The organism is Pseudomonas sp. PGPR N4 (assembly GCF_059693665.1).
The window spans coordinates 307,066-323,239 of the sequence record NZ_JCAUKV010000002.1 but is presented as its reverse complement, the minus strand read 5'-3'; the positions used below and the strand labels follow the sequence as shown (position 1 = coordinate 323,239).

The window sequence follows — 16,174 nt, the reverse complement described above, 5'->3', positions numbered from 1 at the left end:
ACCGCAAAGGACCTCTCCCGTGACTGACAACAACAAATACCGTGACGTAGAAATCCGTGCCCCACGTGGCAACAAGCTGACCGCCAAAAGCTGGCTGACCGAAGCGCCGCTGCGCATGCTGATGAACAACCTCGACCCACAAGTGGCCGAGAACCCCAAGGAGCTGGTGGTGTACGGCGGCATCGGCCGTGCTGCGCGCAACTGGGAGAGCTACGACAAGATCGTCGAGACCCTGACCCGCCTGGAAGACGACGAGACCCTGCTGGTCCAGTCGGGCAAGCCGGTGGGCGTGTTCAAGACCCACAGCAACGCCCCGCGCGTGCTGATCGCCAACTCCAACCTGGTGCCGCACTGGGCCAACTGGGAACACTTCAACGAACTGGATGCCAAGGGCCTGGCCATGTACGGCCAGATGACCGCAGGCAGCTGGATCTACATCGGCAGCCAGGGCATTGTCCAGGGCACCTATGAAACCTTCGTCGAGGCCGGCCGCCAGCATTACAACGGCAGCCTCAAAGGCAAGTGGGTGCTCACTGCAGGCCTTGGCGGCATGGGTGGCGCACAGCCGCTGGCCGCAACCCTGGCCGGTGCCTGCTCGCTGAACATCGAGTGCCAGCAGAGCCGCATCGACTTCCGCCTCAGCAGCCGTTATGTCGACGAACAGGCCAGCGACCTCGATGACGCCCTGGCGCGCATCGCCAAATACACCCAGGAAGGCAAGGCGATCTCGATTGCCCTGCTCGGCAACGCTGCCGAAATCCTGCCTGAGCTGGTCAAGCGTGGCGTGCGCCCGGACATGGTCACCGACCAGACCAGCGCCCACGACCCGCTCAACGGCTACCTGCCTGCTGGCTGGAGCTGGGAGCAGTACCGCGACCGTGCGCAGACCGACCCGGCGGCAGTGGTCAAGGCCGCCAAGCAGTCGATGGCGGTGCACGTCAAAGCCATGCTCGACTTCCAACAGCAAGGCGTGCCGACCTTCGACTACGGCAACAACATTCGCCAGATGGCCATGGAGGAGGGCGTCAGCAATGCCTTCGACTTCCCCGGTTTCGTTCCGGCTTATATCCGCCCGCTGTTCTGCCGCGGGGTCGGCCCGTTCCGCTGGGTGGCGCTGTCGGGTGACGCCGAGGACATCTACAAGACCGATGCCAAGGTCAAAGAGCTGATCGCCGACGATGCCCATCTGCACCGTTGGCTGGACATGGCCCGTGAGCGCATCAGCTTCCAGGGTCTGCCGGCGCGGATCTGCTGGGTTGGCCTGGGCCAGCGTGCCAAGCTCGGCCTGGCCTTCAACGAGATGGTCCGCAGCGGTGAGTTGTCGGCACCGATCGTGATCGGCCGCGACCACCTCGACTCTGGTTCGGTGTCCAGCCCCAACCGCGAAACCGAATCGATGCAGGATGGCTCCGACGCCGTGTCCGACTGGCCGCTGCTCAACGCCTTGCTCAACACTGCGAGCGGCGCGACCTGGGTGTCGCTGCACCACGGCGGCGGCGTTGGCATGGGCTTCTCGCAGCACTCGGGTATGGTCATCGTCTGTGATGGCAGCGATGAAGCTGCCGAGCGTATTGCTCGCGTCTTGACCAACGACCCGGGCACCGGCGTCATGCGCCACGCCGATGCGGGCTACCAGATCGCCGTTGACTGCGCCAACCAGCAGGGCCTCGATCTGCCGATGATCAACGGCTGATCAGCCGCCGCCGACAACGCCGATACTGAATAACAAGAAGGGGCCTGCGGGCCCCGCCAATGGAGTAGCGAAGTGACCGAACTGACCCTCAAGCCCGGTACCCTGACCCTGGCCCAGCTGCGCGCCATTCATGCCGCACCCGTCAAGCTGCGCCTGGATGACAGCGCGGGCCCGGCGATCGATGCCAGCGTCGCTTGTGTCGAGCAGATTCTCGCCGAAGACCGCACCGCCTACGGCATCAACACCGGTTTCGGTCTGCTGGCCTCGACCCGCATCGCCCGTGAAGACCTCGAGAACCTGCAGCGTTCACTGGTGTTGTCGCACGCCGCAGGCATCGGCGCGCCGCTGGACGACGCTTTGGTGCGGCTGATCATGGTGCTCAAGATCAACAGCCTCAGCCGTGGTTTCTCCGGCATTCGGCGCAAGGTCATCGATGCGCTGATCAGCCTGGTCAACGCCGAAGTCTATCCGCACATTCCGCTGAAAGGCTCGGTCGGCGCCTCCGGCGACCTCGCGCCGCTGGCGCACATGTCACTGGTGCTGCTCGGCGAGGGCAAGGCCCGTTACAAGGGGCAGTGGCTGGAAGCTAACGAAGCACTGGCTGTGGCCGGCCTCGAACCGCTGACCCTGGCCGCCAAAGAGGGCCTGGCCTTGCTCAACGGCACCCAGGCGTCTACCGCCTATGCCCTGCGCGGCCTTTTCTACGCTGAAGACCTGTTTGCCGCCGCGATCACCTGCGGCGGCCTGACCGTCGAAGCCGCGCTGGGCTCGCGCTCGCCGTTCGATGCGCGCATCCATGAAGTGCGCGGCCAGCGCGGCCAGATTGACGCCGCGGCCTGCTACCGTGACCTGCTCGGTGACTCGACCGAAGTGTCGCGCTCCCACGAAAACTGCGGCAAGGTCCAGGACCCGTACTCGCTGCGTTGCCAGCCACAGGTGATGGGCGCTTGCCTGACCCAGTTGCGTCAGGCCGCGGAAGTGCTGGCGATCGAATCCAACGCTGTCTCCGACAACCCGCTGGTGTTCGCCGCCGAAGGTGATGTGATTTCCGGCGGCAACTTCCACGCCGAGCCGGTGGCCATGGCCGCTGACAACCTGGCCCTGGCGATTGCCGAGATCGGTTCGCTGAGCGAGCGTCGCATTTCACTGATGATGGACAAGCACATGTCCCAGCTGCCGCCGTTCCTCGTCGAAAACGGTGGGGTCAACTCCGGGTTCATGATCGCCCAGGTCACCGCCGCAGCATTGGCCAGTGAGAACAAGGCGCTGTCGCACCCACACAGCGTCGACAGCCTGCCGACCTCGGCCAACCAGGAAGACCACGTGTCGATGGCGCCGGCAGCAGGCAAGCGCCTGTGGGAAATGGCCGAGAACACGCGTGGCGTGCTTGCCATCGAATGGCTCGGTGCCTGCCAGGGCCTGGACTTGCGCAAGGGCCTGAAAACCTCGGCCAAGCTGGAGCAGGCGCGCCGCGCCCTGCGTGCCAAGGTTGCCCACTACGAGCGTGACCGGTTCTTCTCGCCGGATATCGAAATGGCCAGCGCGCTGCTGGCCGAAGGCACGCTGACCGGGTTGTTGCCGGCTGGAGTATTGCCAAGCCTGTGAAAAGCTGGGGGCCTGCTGCGCAGGCCTTCGCGGGTGAACCCGCTCCCACAGGATTTGCAGCGCCGCCGTAACCTGTGGGAGCGGGTTCACCCGCGAAGGGCCGCAAAGCGGCCCCCAACGCGCTAATCCGTCCATAAAAATAAAAGGGACGCAGCATGCAACAATCTCAAGGTCTAAAACGCGGGCTGACGTCCCGCCACATCCGTTTCATGGCGCTCGGCTCGGCGATCGGCACCGGGCTGTTCTATGGTTCTGCTTCAGCCATCCAGATGGCCGGCCCAGCGGTACTGCTGGCCTACCTGATCGGTGGCGCCGCCGTGTTCATGGTCATGCGCGCGCTCGGCGAAATGGCCGTGCACAACCCGGTCGCCGGCTCCTTTGGCCAATACGCCAGTACCTACCTGGGGCCGATGTCCGGCTTTGTGCTGGGCTGGACCTACGCCTTCGAGATGATCATTGTCTGTATCGCCGACGTGACCGCCTTCGGTATCTACATGGGCTTCTGGTTCCCTGAAGTGGCGCGTTGGATCTGGGTGCTGGGCATCGTCTTCCTGATCGGCGGGCTCAACCTGTGCAACGTCAAAGTGTTCGGCGAGATGGAATTCTGGCTGTCGCTGCTCAAGGTCGGCGCGATTGTCGCGATGATCCTCGCCGGGCTTGGCATCATGGCCTTCGGCATGGGCCAGGTCGGTAGTGGCTCGGCGGTCGGCGTGAGCAACCTGTTCGAGCATGGCGGCTTCATGCCCAACGGCATTGCCGGGGTGATCGCCTCGTTTGCCGTGGTGATGTTCGCTTTTGGCGGTATCGAAATCATCGGTATCACTGCTGGCGAAGCGAAAGACCCGCAGCGAGTCATCCCCAAGGCAATCAACGCCGTGCCGCTGCGTATCCTGCTGTTCTACGTGCTGACTCTGTTTGTGCTGATGAGCCTGTACCCATGGCCGCAGATCGGCAGCCAAGGCAGCCCGTTCGTGCAGATCTTCAGCAACCTGGGCATCGGTTCGGCTGCTGCTGTGCTTAACGTAGTGGTGATTTCTGCGGCAGTCTCGGCGATCAACAGCGACATCTTCGGTGCCGGGCGCATGATGTACGGCCTGGCCCAGCAGGGCCATGCCCCGCGTGGCTTCGCCCAGCTGTCCAAACACGGTGTGCCGTGGCTGACGGTGGTAGTGATGGGCGCGGCGCTGCTGATCGGCGTGGTGCTCAACTATCTGATCCCGGAGAACGTGTTCCTGCTGATCGCCTCGATCGCCACTTTCGCCACGGTCTGGGTCTGGCTGATGATCCTGCTCACTCAAGTGGCGATGCGCCGCAGCATGAGCCGTGAGGAAGTCGCCAGTCTGAAGTTCCCGGTACCGTTCTGGCCCTATGGGCCGGCCCTGGCGATTGCCTTCATGGTGTTCATTTTTGGTGTGCTCGGTTACTTCCCGGACACTCAGGCCGCATTGCTGGTCGGGGTAGTGTGGGTGATGTTTCTGGTCGCGTCCTACCTGCTCTGGTGCAAGCCGCGTGCAGGTCAGGGTCGGTTGGCCGAGCAGCAGGCCGAGCTGCACCGCTAGTAACGGAGGAAGTGTATGGCAACGTTATGGCAGCACTGCCATGTGGCAAGCATGGTCGGCGGCAGCTATTCGATCATCGAGGATGCGGCGATCATCACCCGCGCCGGGCTGATCGAATGGATCGGCCCACGCGCCGAGCTGGCGCCACAGGCCGACCTGGAGACGGTCGATCTGGGCGGTGCCTGGGTCACCCCGGGGCTGATCGACTGCCACACCCATGCGGTGTTTGGCGGTAACCGCAGTGGCGAGTTCGAGCAGCGTTTGCAGGGTGTCAGCTATGCCGAGATTGCCGCCCAGGGCGGCGGCATTGCCAGCACCGTGCGCGCCACTCGCGCGGCCAGCGAAGAGCAGCTGCTGGCCAGCGCCCGGCAGCGGGTCGAAGCGTTGATGCGCGATGGGGTGACCACCCTTGAGATCAAGTCAGGCTACGGCTTGGACCTGGTCAACGAGCGCAAGATGTTGCGCGTCGCTCGGCGTCTGGGCGAAGCGCTGCCGCTGAACGTGCGCAGCACCTGCCTGGCCGCTCACGCCTTGCCGCCGGAATATGCCGGGCGCGGCGATGACTACATCCAGCACATCTGCGATGAGCTGCTGCCAGCGTTGGCCGGCGAAGGCCTGGTCGATGCGGTCGATGCCTTCTGTGAACACCTGGCGTTCTCGCCGGCGCAGGTCGAGCGGGTGTTCATCAAGGCCCGCGAACTGGGCTTGCCGGTCAAGCTGCATGCCGAGCAGTTGTCATCGCTGCACGGCTCCAGCCTGGCTGCCCGTTATCAGGCGCTGTCGGCCGATCACCTGGAGTTCATGACCGAAGACGACGCCATTGCCATGGCCGCGGCGGGCACCGTCGCGGTGCTGCTGCCGGGCGCGTTCTACTTCCTGCGCGAAACCCAGCTGCCACCGATGGACGCGCTGCGTCGGCACGGGGTGAAGATCGCTCTGGCCAGCGACCTCAACCCTGGCACCTCGCCTGGCCTGTCGCTGCGGCTGATGCTCAACATGGGCTGCACGCTGTTCCGCATGACCCCTGAAGAGGCGTTGGCCGGGGTTACCGCGCATGCCGCCACGGCACTGGGCCTGGGCAGCACTCACGGCACGCTGGAAGCCGGCAAGGTCGCCGACTTTGTCGCCTGGCAGATCGATCGCCCGGCCGACCTCGCGTACTGGCTGGGCGGCGACTTGCCCAAGCGGGTAGTGCGCGGCGGTGTGCAATCAACTTTTTGAGCGAGGCCTCATGGACAACGTATTGAGCTTTCACCAAGGCCGCCTGCCGCTGCTGATCAGCATGCCCCACGCCGGCCTCGGTTTGACCGCCGCCGTGCGCGACGGCCTGGTCGAACAGGCGCGCAGCTTGCCCGATACCGACTGGCATATCCCACGGCTGTATGACTTCGCCCGTGAACTGGGTGCCAGCGTGGTCGCCGCGGAGTACTCGCGGTTCGTCATCGACCTCAATCGGCCAGAAGATGACCAGCCGTTATATGCCGGGGCCACCACCGGGCTGTTTCCGGCCACCCTGTTCGACGGCGAGCCGCTGTTCGTTGCCGGCCTTGCGCCGTCTGCGGCGCAGCGGGCGGAGTATCTCGAGCAGATCTGGCGCCCTTATCACGACACCCTGCGCCAGGAGCTGGCGCGTCTGCGTGAAGAGTTCGGCTATGCACTGCTGTGGGATGCGCATTCGATCCGCTCGCACATCCCGCACCTGTTCGACGGCAAGCTGCCGGACTTCAACTTCGGCACCTTCAATGGCGCCAGTTGTGACCCGGCGCTGGCCGAGCAGCTGCAGCGCACCTGCGCCCAGGTGCCGGGCTACAGCCATGTGCTCAATGGACGCTTCAAGGGCGGGCACATCACTCGTCATTACGGAGCCCCGGACCAACACGTGCATGCCGTGCAGCTGGAGCTGGCGCAGAGCACCTACATGAACGAAACCGAGCCGTTCGCCTATCGTGAAGACCTGGCCCAGCCTACTCAGGCAGTGCTGCGCCAGTTGCTCGAAGTGATGCTTGCCTGGGGGCAGGCGCGGTACGCGCGCTAGACGCGCACGGCGCAGGGCTGTGCAGTTGCTCGAGACCAGGCAGGCGCAGGTTTCACTCGGGCGCGGGCGCCTGGTAAGCCTGCACCCCAGCGGCGGCAAAAGCGCTGTCCAGCGCCTGCGTCGCGCCGCAGGTATTTCAGATTGCCGTGCTGGTCGTGCACGCTGATGACGATGTTGTAGCCCTGCGCTACGGCGGCTTGCTGGGCCGCATCGGCCATCAGCATGGCGCTGCGCAGCTCCAGGCGCGGGTCGTCGGAAGCAGCGAACGCAGCAGGCGCGAGCAACGCCAGCAGGGCGACATGCAGGATTTTCTTAGGGTGTTCCCGGCTGTTGAAAGAGCGGGTCGCTATCCTGAAGGCGGTAGCACTGCGCAGGTGACGCAGACTGTTAGCGTGCGTTGCCGATGCGCCCTGACATGATTCGGGTTTATGATGGCGGCAGCCGAAGAATAGCCCTTCATGGAGTGCGCAATGCAGACCCTGTACCCGCAGATCAAACCTTACGCCCGTCACGATCTGGCCGTGCAAGCGCCGCATGTGCTGTATGTCGACGAGAGCGGTTCGCCAGAAGGTCTGCCGGTGGTGTTCATCCACGGTGGTCCGGGTGCCGGCTGCGACGCGCAGAGCCGCTGCTATTTCGACCCGAACCTGTACCGCATCATTACCTTCGATCAGCGCGGCTGTGGCCGCTCCACCCCGCACGCCAGCCTGGAAAACAACACCACCTGGGACCTGGTCGAGGACATGGAGCGTATTCGCGAGCACCTGGGCATCGACAAATGGGTGCTGTTCGGCGGCTCGTGGGGCTCGACCTTGGCCCTGGCCTACGCACAGAAGCACCCCGAGCGCGTGCACGGGCTGATCCTGCGCGGCATCTTTCTCGCCCGCGCCCAAGAGATCCGCTGGTTCTACCAGGAAGGCGCCAGCCGGCTGTTCCCTGACTACTGGCAGGACTACATCGCACCGATCCCGCACGACGAGCGTGGCGATCTGGTCACGGCCTTCCACAAGCGCCTGACCGGCAACGATCAGATCGCGCAGATGCACGCCGCCAAGGCCTGGTCGACCTGGGAAGGCCGCACCGCCACCCTGCGGCCCAATCCGCTGGTGGTCGATCGCTTCTCCGAGCCGCAGCGTGCACTGTCGATTGCCCGTATCGAATGCCACTATTTCACCAACGATGCCTTCCTCGAACCCGATCAGCTGATCCGCGACATGCCCCGCATCGCCCACCTGCCGGCGGTTATCGTGCATGGCCGCTATGATGTGATCTGCCCGCTGGACAACGCCTGGGAGCTGCACCAGGCCTGGCCCAACAGCGAGCTGAAAGTGATCCGCGACGCCGGCCACGCCGCGTCCGAACCGGGTATCACCGACGCGCTGGTGCGCGCCGCCGACCAGATGGCCCGGCGCTTGCTTGACCTGCCATTGGAAGAAGCGTGAAGGCCCTGCTGCAGCGCGTGCAGAACGCCCGCGTCGAAGTTGCCGGCGAAGTGGTCGGTGCGGTCGAGCAGGGCTTGCTGGTATTGGTGGCGGTCGAGCCTGCAGATACGCGCGAGCATGCCGACAAACTGTTGCACAAGCTGCTTAACTACCGGGTGTTCAGTGATGCCGATGGCAAGATGAACCTGTCGCTCAAGGACATTGGCGGCGGCTTGCTGCTGGTGTCGCAGTTCACCCTGGCGGCCGATACCCGCAGTGGCATGCGCCCGGGCTTCTCGACCGCCGCGCCACCTGCACTTGGCGCTGAATTGTTCGAGTATCTGATGGGGCAGGCGCGGGCGTCACACGACGATGTAGCCAGTGGCCGTTTTGGCGCCGATATGCAGGTCCATCTGGTCAATGATGGCCCCGTAACATTTATGTTACAAATCTGAAGCGAAATAACCGCTTGTTTGTACAAAACAAGAGGGTTTTGACGATAAATAGTTGTTGCCGCCTGATGCGTTGTCACGCGGCCTGCTAGATAATCGCGCGGCTGTAGGGACCTGCGTTCGCAGGTTCGTTGTACCAAGACTTGAGGACTGTCTGGAGCCGTTTGGGGAATCATTGAGCCCTTACGGGGTCCGAACAGTGCTCGCCAACCCGGCATTTGTAGCTGGCCGTTGGTTTCATGATCTGTTTTCGGCGAGGGTTGCTCGTGATTGTAAGTCCCCGTAATGCACCAAAGATCCCCGGCAATCGGTTGCGTACCGCCCTGGCGGCTGGCGTGGCCTTGGTCGGCCTGCTGAGCGCGGGTCAGCTGTGGGCATTCAACCTTGACGATGTCGCCGCCAAGGCGAAGGATCTGGCCGGTCAGAAGTACGAAGCACCGAAGAGCAATCTGCCGGCGGTGTTCCGTGACATGAAGTACGCCGACTACCAGAAGATCCGCTTCCTCCAGGAAAAGGCCGAGTGGGCTCAGGACAAGACCCCGTTCAAGCTGTCGTTCTATCACCAGGGCATGCACTTCGACACGCCGGTGAAAATCAACGAAGTCACTGCCTCCAAGGTTGAAGAGATCAAGTACGACGCCAGTCGTTTCGATTTCGGCGACGTGCCGCACGACGCCAAGACCGTGGAAAACCTCGGCTATGCCGGTTTCCGCGTGCTCTACCCGATCAACAAGGCTGACAAGCAAGACGAAATCATGACCTTGCTTGGCGCCAGCTACTTCCGCGTAGTCGGTAAGGGCCACGCCTACGGCCTTTCTGCACGTGGCCTGGCCATCGACACCGCGCTGCCGTCGGGTGAGGAATTCCCGCGTTTTACCGAATTCTGGGTCGAGAAGCCCAAGCCTGCCGACAAGCACCTGGTGATCTACGCCCTGCTTGATTCGCCGCGCTCCACCGGTGCCTACAAGCTGACCGTACGCCCGGGCAACGACACCATCGTCGACGTCAAATCGCGCATCTACCTGCGTGACCACGTCAGCCGTCTGGGCGTTGCACCGCTGACCAGCATGTATCTGTTCGGCCCTAACCAGCCGTCCAAAGTGCTCAACTACCGCCCAGCCCTGCACGACTCCGAAGGCCTGGCGATCCATGCAGCCAATGGTGAATGGCTGTGGCGTCCGCTGAACAACCCGCGCCACCTGGCCGTGAGCAACTTCAGCGTGGAAAACCCGCGTGGTTTCGGCCTGATGCAACGCCACCGCGCCTTCAGCGACTATGAAGACCTCGACGACAACTACCAGAAGCGTCCAAGCGCCTGGATCGAGCCGCAAGGCGACTGGGGCAAGGGCACTGTCGATCTGGTCGAGATTCCGACCGCTGATGAAACCAACGACAACATCGTTGCCTTCTGGAGCCCGGAAACCCTGCCTGAGCCAGGCCAGTCAGCGGATTACAACTATCGCCTGCACTGGACCATCGACGAGGCCAAGTTCCAGGCCCCTGATCTGGGTTGGGTCAAGCAGACCCTGCGTTCCACCGGTGACGTCAAGCAGTCCAACCTGATCCGTCAGCCGGATGGCAGCGTAGCCTTCCTGGTCGATTTCGCAGGTCCCGTGCTTGCCGCTCTGCCTGAAGACAGCACCGTGCGCAGCCAGATCAGCGTTGGCGACAATGCCGAGGTGGTTGAGAACAACCTGCGCTACAACCCGGAAACCAAAGGCTGGCGCCTGACCCTGCGGTTGAAGATCCAGGATCCGAAGAAGTCCACCGAGATGCGTGCAGCGCTGCTGCAGGACGTCCCGGTAGAAGCGCCAAAACCGGCCAAGGACAGCAAGCATGCCAAGGCTGCGGCCAAGCATGCCAAGGCTGAAAAGCCTGCCGAGCAACCTGCTGCAGACGCGGCAGCCACCCCTGCGGCCCCGGCCACCACCGAGAAAGTGTTGACCGAGACCTGGACCTATCAGTTGCCTGCCGATGAGTAATTCGAACCTACGGCCAGTCTCGGTTGCCGAGTATCTGGCCCACCTGCCCCTGAGTGACGAGCAGCGCGCGCAACTGGCCGACTGCAACTCATTCAGCGAGCTGCACCAGCGTCTGGCGGCCGATCCGGCCGCCGGCTCTGCCGAGGCGTCGGTGGCTGCCCGCCTGACCGTCGGCAGTGCCGGCGAAATGGAAGAGGCCGAGATGCTCGGCGTTGACAGCAATGGCAACCTGAGCCTGAAGATCGCTCCGCCGATCACTCGCACCCGGGTGTTGCCAGAGCCATGGCGGACCAATGTGCTGGTGCGCATGTGGCGGCGCATGACCGGCCGCCCCAACGCCCCGCAACCACCCCAGCGCGAGCTGCCGGCGGCACGCTGGCGCTGGGTCGGCTCGATGCGCCGTTACATCCTGCTGACCTTGATGCTCGGCCAGACGATTGTTGCTGGCTGGTACATGAAGGGCATCCTGCCGTACCAGGGCTGGTCGTTCGTCGACCTTGACGAAGTGTTCAGCCAACCGCTGTGGGACACCGTGGTGCAGGTCTGGCCGTATGCCTTGCAGACCTCGATCCTGATCCTCTTCGGCATTCTCTTCTGTTGGGTTTCGGCCGGCTTCTGGACCGCCTTGATGGGCTTCCTGGAGTTGCTCACCGGGCGCGACAAGTACAAGATTTCCGGCAGCAGTGCCGGCAACGAGCCGATCGATGCCCAGGCGCGTACTGCGCTGGTCATGCCGATCTGCAACGAAGACGTGCCGCGGGTATTCGCCGGCCTGCGCGCGACCTTCGAGTCGGTCGCCGCCTCCGGCAACCTCGACCGCTTCGACTTCTTTGTACTCAGCGACTCCAACGATCCGGATATCGCCGTGGCCGAGCAACAGGCCTGGCTTGAAGTGTGCCGCGAGGCCAAAGGCTTTGGCCGGATCTTCTATCGCCGCCGCCGCCGCCGCGTCAAACGCAAGAGCGGCAACCTCGATGACTTCTGCCGTCGCTGGGGCAGCGAGTACAAGTACATGGTCGTGCTTGACGCTGACAGCGTCATGAGCGGTGAATGCCTGAGCAGCCTGGTGCGCCTGATGGAGGCCAACCCGGACGCCGGTATCATCCAGACCGCGCCCAAGGCGTCGGGCATGGACACCCTGTATGCGCGTCTGCAGCAGTTCGCTACCCGCGTGTACGGCCCGCTGTTCACCGCTGGCCTGCACTTCTGGCAGCTGGGCGAATCGCACTACTGGGGGCACAACGCGATCATCCGCATGAAGCCCTTTATCGAGCACTGCGCGCTGGCGCCGTTGCCGGGTAAAGGTGCCTTTGCCGGCGCGATCCTCTCCCACGACTTCGTCGAAGCAGCGCTGATGCGCCGTGCCGGCTGGGGTGTGTGGATTGCCTATGACCTGGACGGCAGCTACGAAGAATTGCCACCCAACCTGCTCGACGAGCTCAAGCGTGACCGTCGCTGGTGCCACGGCAACCTGATGAACTTCCGCCTGTTCCTGGTAAAAGGCATGCACCCGGTGCACCGCGCGGTGTTCCTGACCGGGGTGATGTCGTACCTGTCCGCGCCGTTGTGGTTCTTCTTCCTGGTGCTGTCGACGGCGTTGCTGGCGACCAACACCTTGATGGAGCCGCAATACTTCGTTGAGCCGTTCCAGCTGTACCCGCTGTGGCCGCAATGGCACCCGGAGAAGGCCATTGCGCTGTTCTCCACCACGGTGGTGTTGCTGTTCCTGCCCAAGCTTTTGAGCATCATCCTGATCTGGGCCAAGGGCGCTACCGAATTCGGTGGGCGCTTCAAGGTGACCGTGTCGATGCTGATCGAGATGCTGTTCTCGATGTTGCTGGCGCCGGTACGGATGATCTTCCACACCCGCTTCGTGCTTGCCGCGTTCCTCGGCTGGGCAGCGACCTGGAACTCGCCGCAGCGTGATGACGACTCCACGCCGTGGAGCGAAGCGGTGCGTCGGCATGGTCCGCAGACCCTGCTCGGTGTGGCCTGGACGGTGCTGGTAGCCTGGCTCAACCCAAGCTTCCTGTGGTGGCTGGTGCCGATTGTTGGTTCGCTGATGCTTTCGATTCCGGTATCGGTGATTTCCAGCCGAGTGGGCCTCGGTCTGCGCGCCAAGGACGAGAAGCTGTTCCTGATTCCTGAGGAATACGCCACGCCAACCGAGCTGCTCGCCACTGACCAGTACACCCACGAGAACCGTTGGCATGCATTGAACGACGGCTTCGTGCGGGCTGTGGTCGACCCGCGGCAGAATGCGCTGGCCTGCGCCATGGGCACTGCCCGGCATGGCCAGTCGGCGGCGATCGAGGCACTGCGTGAAGAGCGCATCGCCAAGGCGCTGGAAGTCGGCCCGGCCGCGCTGGATGGCAATACGCGCCTGGCGCTGTTGAGCGACCCGGTCGCGCTGTCGCGTCTGCACGAGCGGGTCTGGGCTGGCGAACATGCAGCCTGGATCGACGCCTGGCGCAGTTCGATCAACAGCGATCCGCATTCGCCGTTGTTGCCGTTGCATCCCGAGGGTGATGGGCAGCCGACGTTGGTCGGCGCCTGATACAACCCTGAGGGCCGCGCTGCGGCCCTTTTCGCGACACAAGGCCGCTCCTACAGGTACAGCGCGATCCCGTGTAGGAGCGGCCTTGTGTCGCGAAAAGGGCGCAGAGCGCCCTCCAGGGCCCCCGAGATACGCATTCTTTTTGGCCAACAAAGTCCCCCCCAGCTCTAGGTCCCGAGCCGCGCATGCGTTAGCATCGCTTCCGGTATTCCGAGCAGGCCAGTACGGCCGTGCCAACAATAAGATTCGTACTCTTTCTTTGCTAGGGGACTTGGTGATGATGAAGAAATACCTGTCGCGACTGCTGGTCGGCGTCACGGCGCTGGTCGCGGTGACTGCGGCCCAGGCCGGCGCCATCGACGATGCGGTCAAGAGCGGCACCCTGCGGGTCGGTATGGACCCCACCTACATGCCGTTCCAGATGACCAACAAGCGTGGCGAGATTATCGGCTTTGAAGTCGATATCCTCAAAGCCATGGCCAAGTCCATGGGCGTCAAGCTGGAGACCGTCTCCACCGCCTACGACGGCATCATCCCCGCTCTCCTGACCAACAAGTTCGACATGATCGGCAGCGGCATGACCCTGACTCAGGAGCGCAACCTGCGCCTGAACTTCAGCGAACCGTTCATCGTGGTCGGCCAGACCCTGCTGATCCGCAAGGAGCTGGCGGGCGAGATCAAGTCGTACAAGGACCTGAACAGCGACAAGTACCGCATCACCTCCAAGCTCGGCACCACCGGCGAGATGGTTTCCAAGAAGCTCATCAGCAAAGCCAAGTACCACGGCTATGACAACGAGCAGGAAGCGGTCATGGACGTGGTCAACGGCAAGGCCGATGCCTTTGTCTACGACGCCCCTTACAACGTGGTGGCGGTCGAGAAGGCCGGCGCTGGCAAGCTGCTGTTCCTCGAAGAACCCTTCACCTACGAGCCACTGGCATTCGGCTTGAAGAAAGGCGACTACGACAGCATCAACTTCATCAACAACTTCCTGCACCAGATCAAGCACGACGGCACCTATGATCGGATCCACGACAAGTGGTTCAAGAACAAGGACTGGCTCAAGGAAATGGAATAAGGGCCCAGGCCACAAGCCCAGGCTTTGACCCCCGACGCGCAGGCAAACCCTGCGCGTTCGCATTTACGGAAGTACCCACGTGATCAAACACAAGAAAGCCCAGTGGCCCTGGCACGGGCTGACCGCGCTGGTGCTGGTCGGTCTGGCCATCAGCCTGTACCTCGCCACGTCGATGATGGCCTACGAGTGGCGCTGGAACCGCGTCCCGCAGTATTTCGCCTACCAGGCTGAAGAAGCCCAGCGCGCCGCCAGCTATGGCACGGTTGCCGAGATCGTAGTCCAGGGCGACAACGCACGCGTTACCCTCAAGGGTGAAGACGGCGAGCAGCAAGTACTGGACGTGGTCAAAGACAGCCTGCAACTGAGCCGCGGCGATGACGTTGCCGAAGGCGACCAGATCGGTGTCACCCGCCATTGGGCGGCCGGGCCGTTGGCCTGGGGCCTGTGGACCACGCTGTGGCTGTCGGTTGTGTCCGGGGCGCTGGGCTTGGTGATCGGCCTGTTTGCCGGGCTGTGCCGGTTGTCCAACAATCCGACCCTGCGCGATCTGTCGACGGTCTACGTCGAGCTGGTACGCGGCACGCCATTGCTGGTGCAGATCTTCATCTTCTATTTCTTCATCGGCACGGTGCTCAACCTCTCGCGCGAGTTCGCCGGGGTGGCCGCGCTGGCGCTGTTCACCGGCGCCTACGTGGCCGAGATCGTGCGTGCCGGGGTGCAGTCGATTGCCCGTGGGCAGAACGAAGCCGCGCGCTCGCTGGGCCTGAATGCCAGCCAGTCGATGCGCCATGTGATCCTGCCGCAAGCGTTCAAGCGGGTGTTGCCGCCGCTGGCCGGGCAGTTCATCAGCCTGGTCAAGGACACCTCGCTGGTCTCGGTGATCGCCATCACCGAACTGACCAAGAGCGGGCGCGAAGCGATCACCACCTCGTTCTCGACCTTTGAAATCTGGTTCTGCGTGGCAGGGCTGTACCTGCTGATCAACCTGCCGCTGTCGCACCTCGCCAGCCGGCTCGAGCGGAGGCTTGCGCAAAGTGATTGAAGTCCGTGATCTGTTGAAAGTGTTCGACACCCGCGGCCAGATGGTGCGCGCGGTGGATAACGTCAGTACCGGTGTAGCCAAGGGCGAAGTGGTGGTAGTACTGGGCCCGTCGGGCTCGGGCAAGTCGACCTTCCTGCGCTGCCTGAACGGCCTCGAGCACTTCGATGCCGGCCACGTGTCGATCAACGGCATACCGCTGGCCGACCCGAAAACCGACATCAATGCTTATCGCCGCGAAGTCGGCATGGTCTTCCAGCACTTCAACCTGTTCCCGCATATGACCGTGCTGGAGAACCTGTGCCTGGCGCAAAAGGTCGTGCGCAAACGCAACAAGGCCGAGCGTGAGGCCAAGGCACGGGCGTTGCTGGACAAGGTCGGGATTGCCGAAAAGGCCAACGAATTCCCGTCGCGGCTGTCCGGTGGCCAGCAGCAGCGCGTGGCGATTGCCCGCGCATTGGCGATGGAGCCGAAGGTGATGCTGTTCGACGAGCCGACCTCGGCGCTCGACCCGGAAATGGTCGGCGAGGTACTCGACGTGATGAAGACCTTGGCCAAAGAAGGCATGACCATGGTCTGCGTGACCCACGAAATGGGCTTTGCCCGCGAAGTGGCCGACCGCGTGCTGTTTTTCGATCATGGCAAGTTGCTGGAAGATTCGGCACCGGCGGCGTTCTTTGATTCGCCCAAAGACCCGCGCGCTCAGGCTTTCCTGCGCCAGGTGCTGTAAGCGCAGGGCCCGTCGCCAGCCGG

General features: G+C 63.4%; 13 protein-coding genes. 12 read left to right on the top strand and 1 reads right to left on the bottom strand.

Annotated features, from left to right (window positions below; translation table 11 throughout):
• Positions 1 to 19: 19 nt before the first annotated feature.
• The 5 genes from hutU (at position 20) to hutG (ending at position 6,892) form a co-directional block, all read left to right on the top strand.
• Positions 20 to 1,693: a urocanate hydratase gene (gene hutU / locus AC58X1_RS11095; protein ID WP_101315648.1), complete on the top strand. Its 1,674-nt coding sequence runs from the start codon at positions 20 to 22 to the stop codon at positions 1,691 to 1,693.
• 72 nt (positions 1,694 to 1,765) lie between these two features.
• On the top strand, positions 1,766 to 3,298 hold the full coding sequence (gene hutH / locus AC58X1_RS11090) for a histidine ammonia-lyase (protein WP_181088392.1): 1,533 nt from the start codon (positions 1,766 to 1,768) through the stop codon (positions 3,296 to 3,298).
• Between the two features lie 155 nt (positions 3,299 to 3,453).
• Entirely contained in the window at positions 3,454 to 4,857 is a 1,404-nt protein-coding gene (locus AC58X1_RS11085; protein WP_497428840.1) for an amino acid permease, read from the top strand.
• A gap of 15 nt (positions 4,858 to 4,872) precedes the next feature.
• A complete protein-coding gene (hutI, locus tag AC58X1_RS11080) occupies positions 4,873 to 6,078 on the top strand; it encodes an imidazolonepropionase (RefSeq protein ID WP_497428839.1) in 1,206 nt (401 codons plus the stop codon).
• 10 nt (positions 6,079 to 6,088) lie between these two features.
• On the top strand, positions 6,089 to 6,892 hold the full coding sequence (gene hutG / locus AC58X1_RS11075) for an N-formylglutamate deformylase (RefSeq protein ID WP_497428838.1): 804 nt from the start codon (positions 6,089 to 6,091) through the stop codon (positions 6,890 to 6,892).
• Here hutG and AC58X1_RS11070 read toward each other — a convergent pair.
• Positions 6,889 to 7,176, bottom strand: a complete 288-nt coding sequence (locus AC58X1_RS11070; protein WP_497428837.1) for a hypothetical protein — start codon at positions 7,174 to 7,176, stop codon at positions 6,889 to 6,891. The two genes, hutG and AC58X1_RS11070, sit on opposite strands and share 4 nt — an antisense overlap.
• Before the next feature lie 186 nt (positions 7,177 to 7,362).
• On the opposite strand from AC58X1_RS11070, the gene pip reads away from it, so the two are divergent.
• The 7 genes from pip (at position 7,363) to AC58X1_RS11035 (ending at position 16,151) form a co-directional block, all read left to right on the top strand.
• Positions 7,363 to 8,334, top strand: coding sequence for a prolyl aminopeptidase (pip, locus tag AC58X1_RS11065; RefSeq protein WP_101315661.1), 972 nt, complete (start codon positions 7,363 to 7,365; stop codon positions 8,332 to 8,334).
• On the top strand, positions 8,331 to 8,768 hold the full coding sequence (gene dtd / locus AC58X1_RS11060; RefSeq protein WP_101315663.1) for a D-aminoacyl-tRNA deacylase: 438 nt from the start codon (positions 8,331 to 8,333) through the stop codon (positions 8,766 to 8,768). Before pip ends, dtd begins: the two co-directional genes overlap by 4 nt.
• Before the next feature lie 263 nt (positions 8,769 to 9,031).
• The gene (locus AC58X1_RS11055) at positions 9,032 to 10,747 is read left to right on the top strand and encodes a glucan biosynthesis protein G (protein WP_308812237.1); all 1,716 of its coding nucleotides are present in this window, start codon (positions 9,032 to 9,034) and stop codon (positions 10,745 to 10,747) included.
• Entirely contained in the window at positions 10,740 to 13,304 is a 2,565-nt protein-coding gene (mdoH, locus tag AC58X1_RS11050) for a glucans biosynthesis glucosyltransferase MdoH (protein ID WP_101315667.1), read from the top strand. The genes AC58X1_RS11055 and mdoH overlap by 8 nt, the downstream gene beginning before the upstream one ends.
• A 280-nt stretch (positions 13,305 to 13,584) precedes the next feature.
• Positions 13,585 to 14,382 (top strand): transporter substrate-binding domain-containing protein, encoded by a 798-nt coding sequence (locus tag AC58X1_RS11045; protein ID WP_101322924.1) that lies wholly within the window; start codon positions 13,585 to 13,587, stop codon positions 14,380 to 14,382.
• Positions 14,383 to 14,461: 79 nt separating this feature from the next.
• Complete coding sequence (locus AC58X1_RS11040) at positions 14,462 to 15,424, top strand: amino acid ABC transporter permease (RefSeq protein ID WP_150571204.1); 963 nt, start codon at positions 14,462 to 14,464, stop codon at positions 15,422 to 15,424.
• On the top strand, positions 15,417 to 16,151 hold the full coding sequence (locus tag AC58X1_RS11035; RefSeq protein WP_101322925.1) for an amino acid ABC transporter ATP-binding protein: 735 nt from the start codon (positions 15,417 to 15,419) through the stop codon (positions 16,149 to 16,151). Before AC58X1_RS11040 ends, AC58X1_RS11035 begins: the two co-directional genes overlap by 8 nt.
• Positions 16,152 to 16,174: the final 23 nt, after the last annotated feature.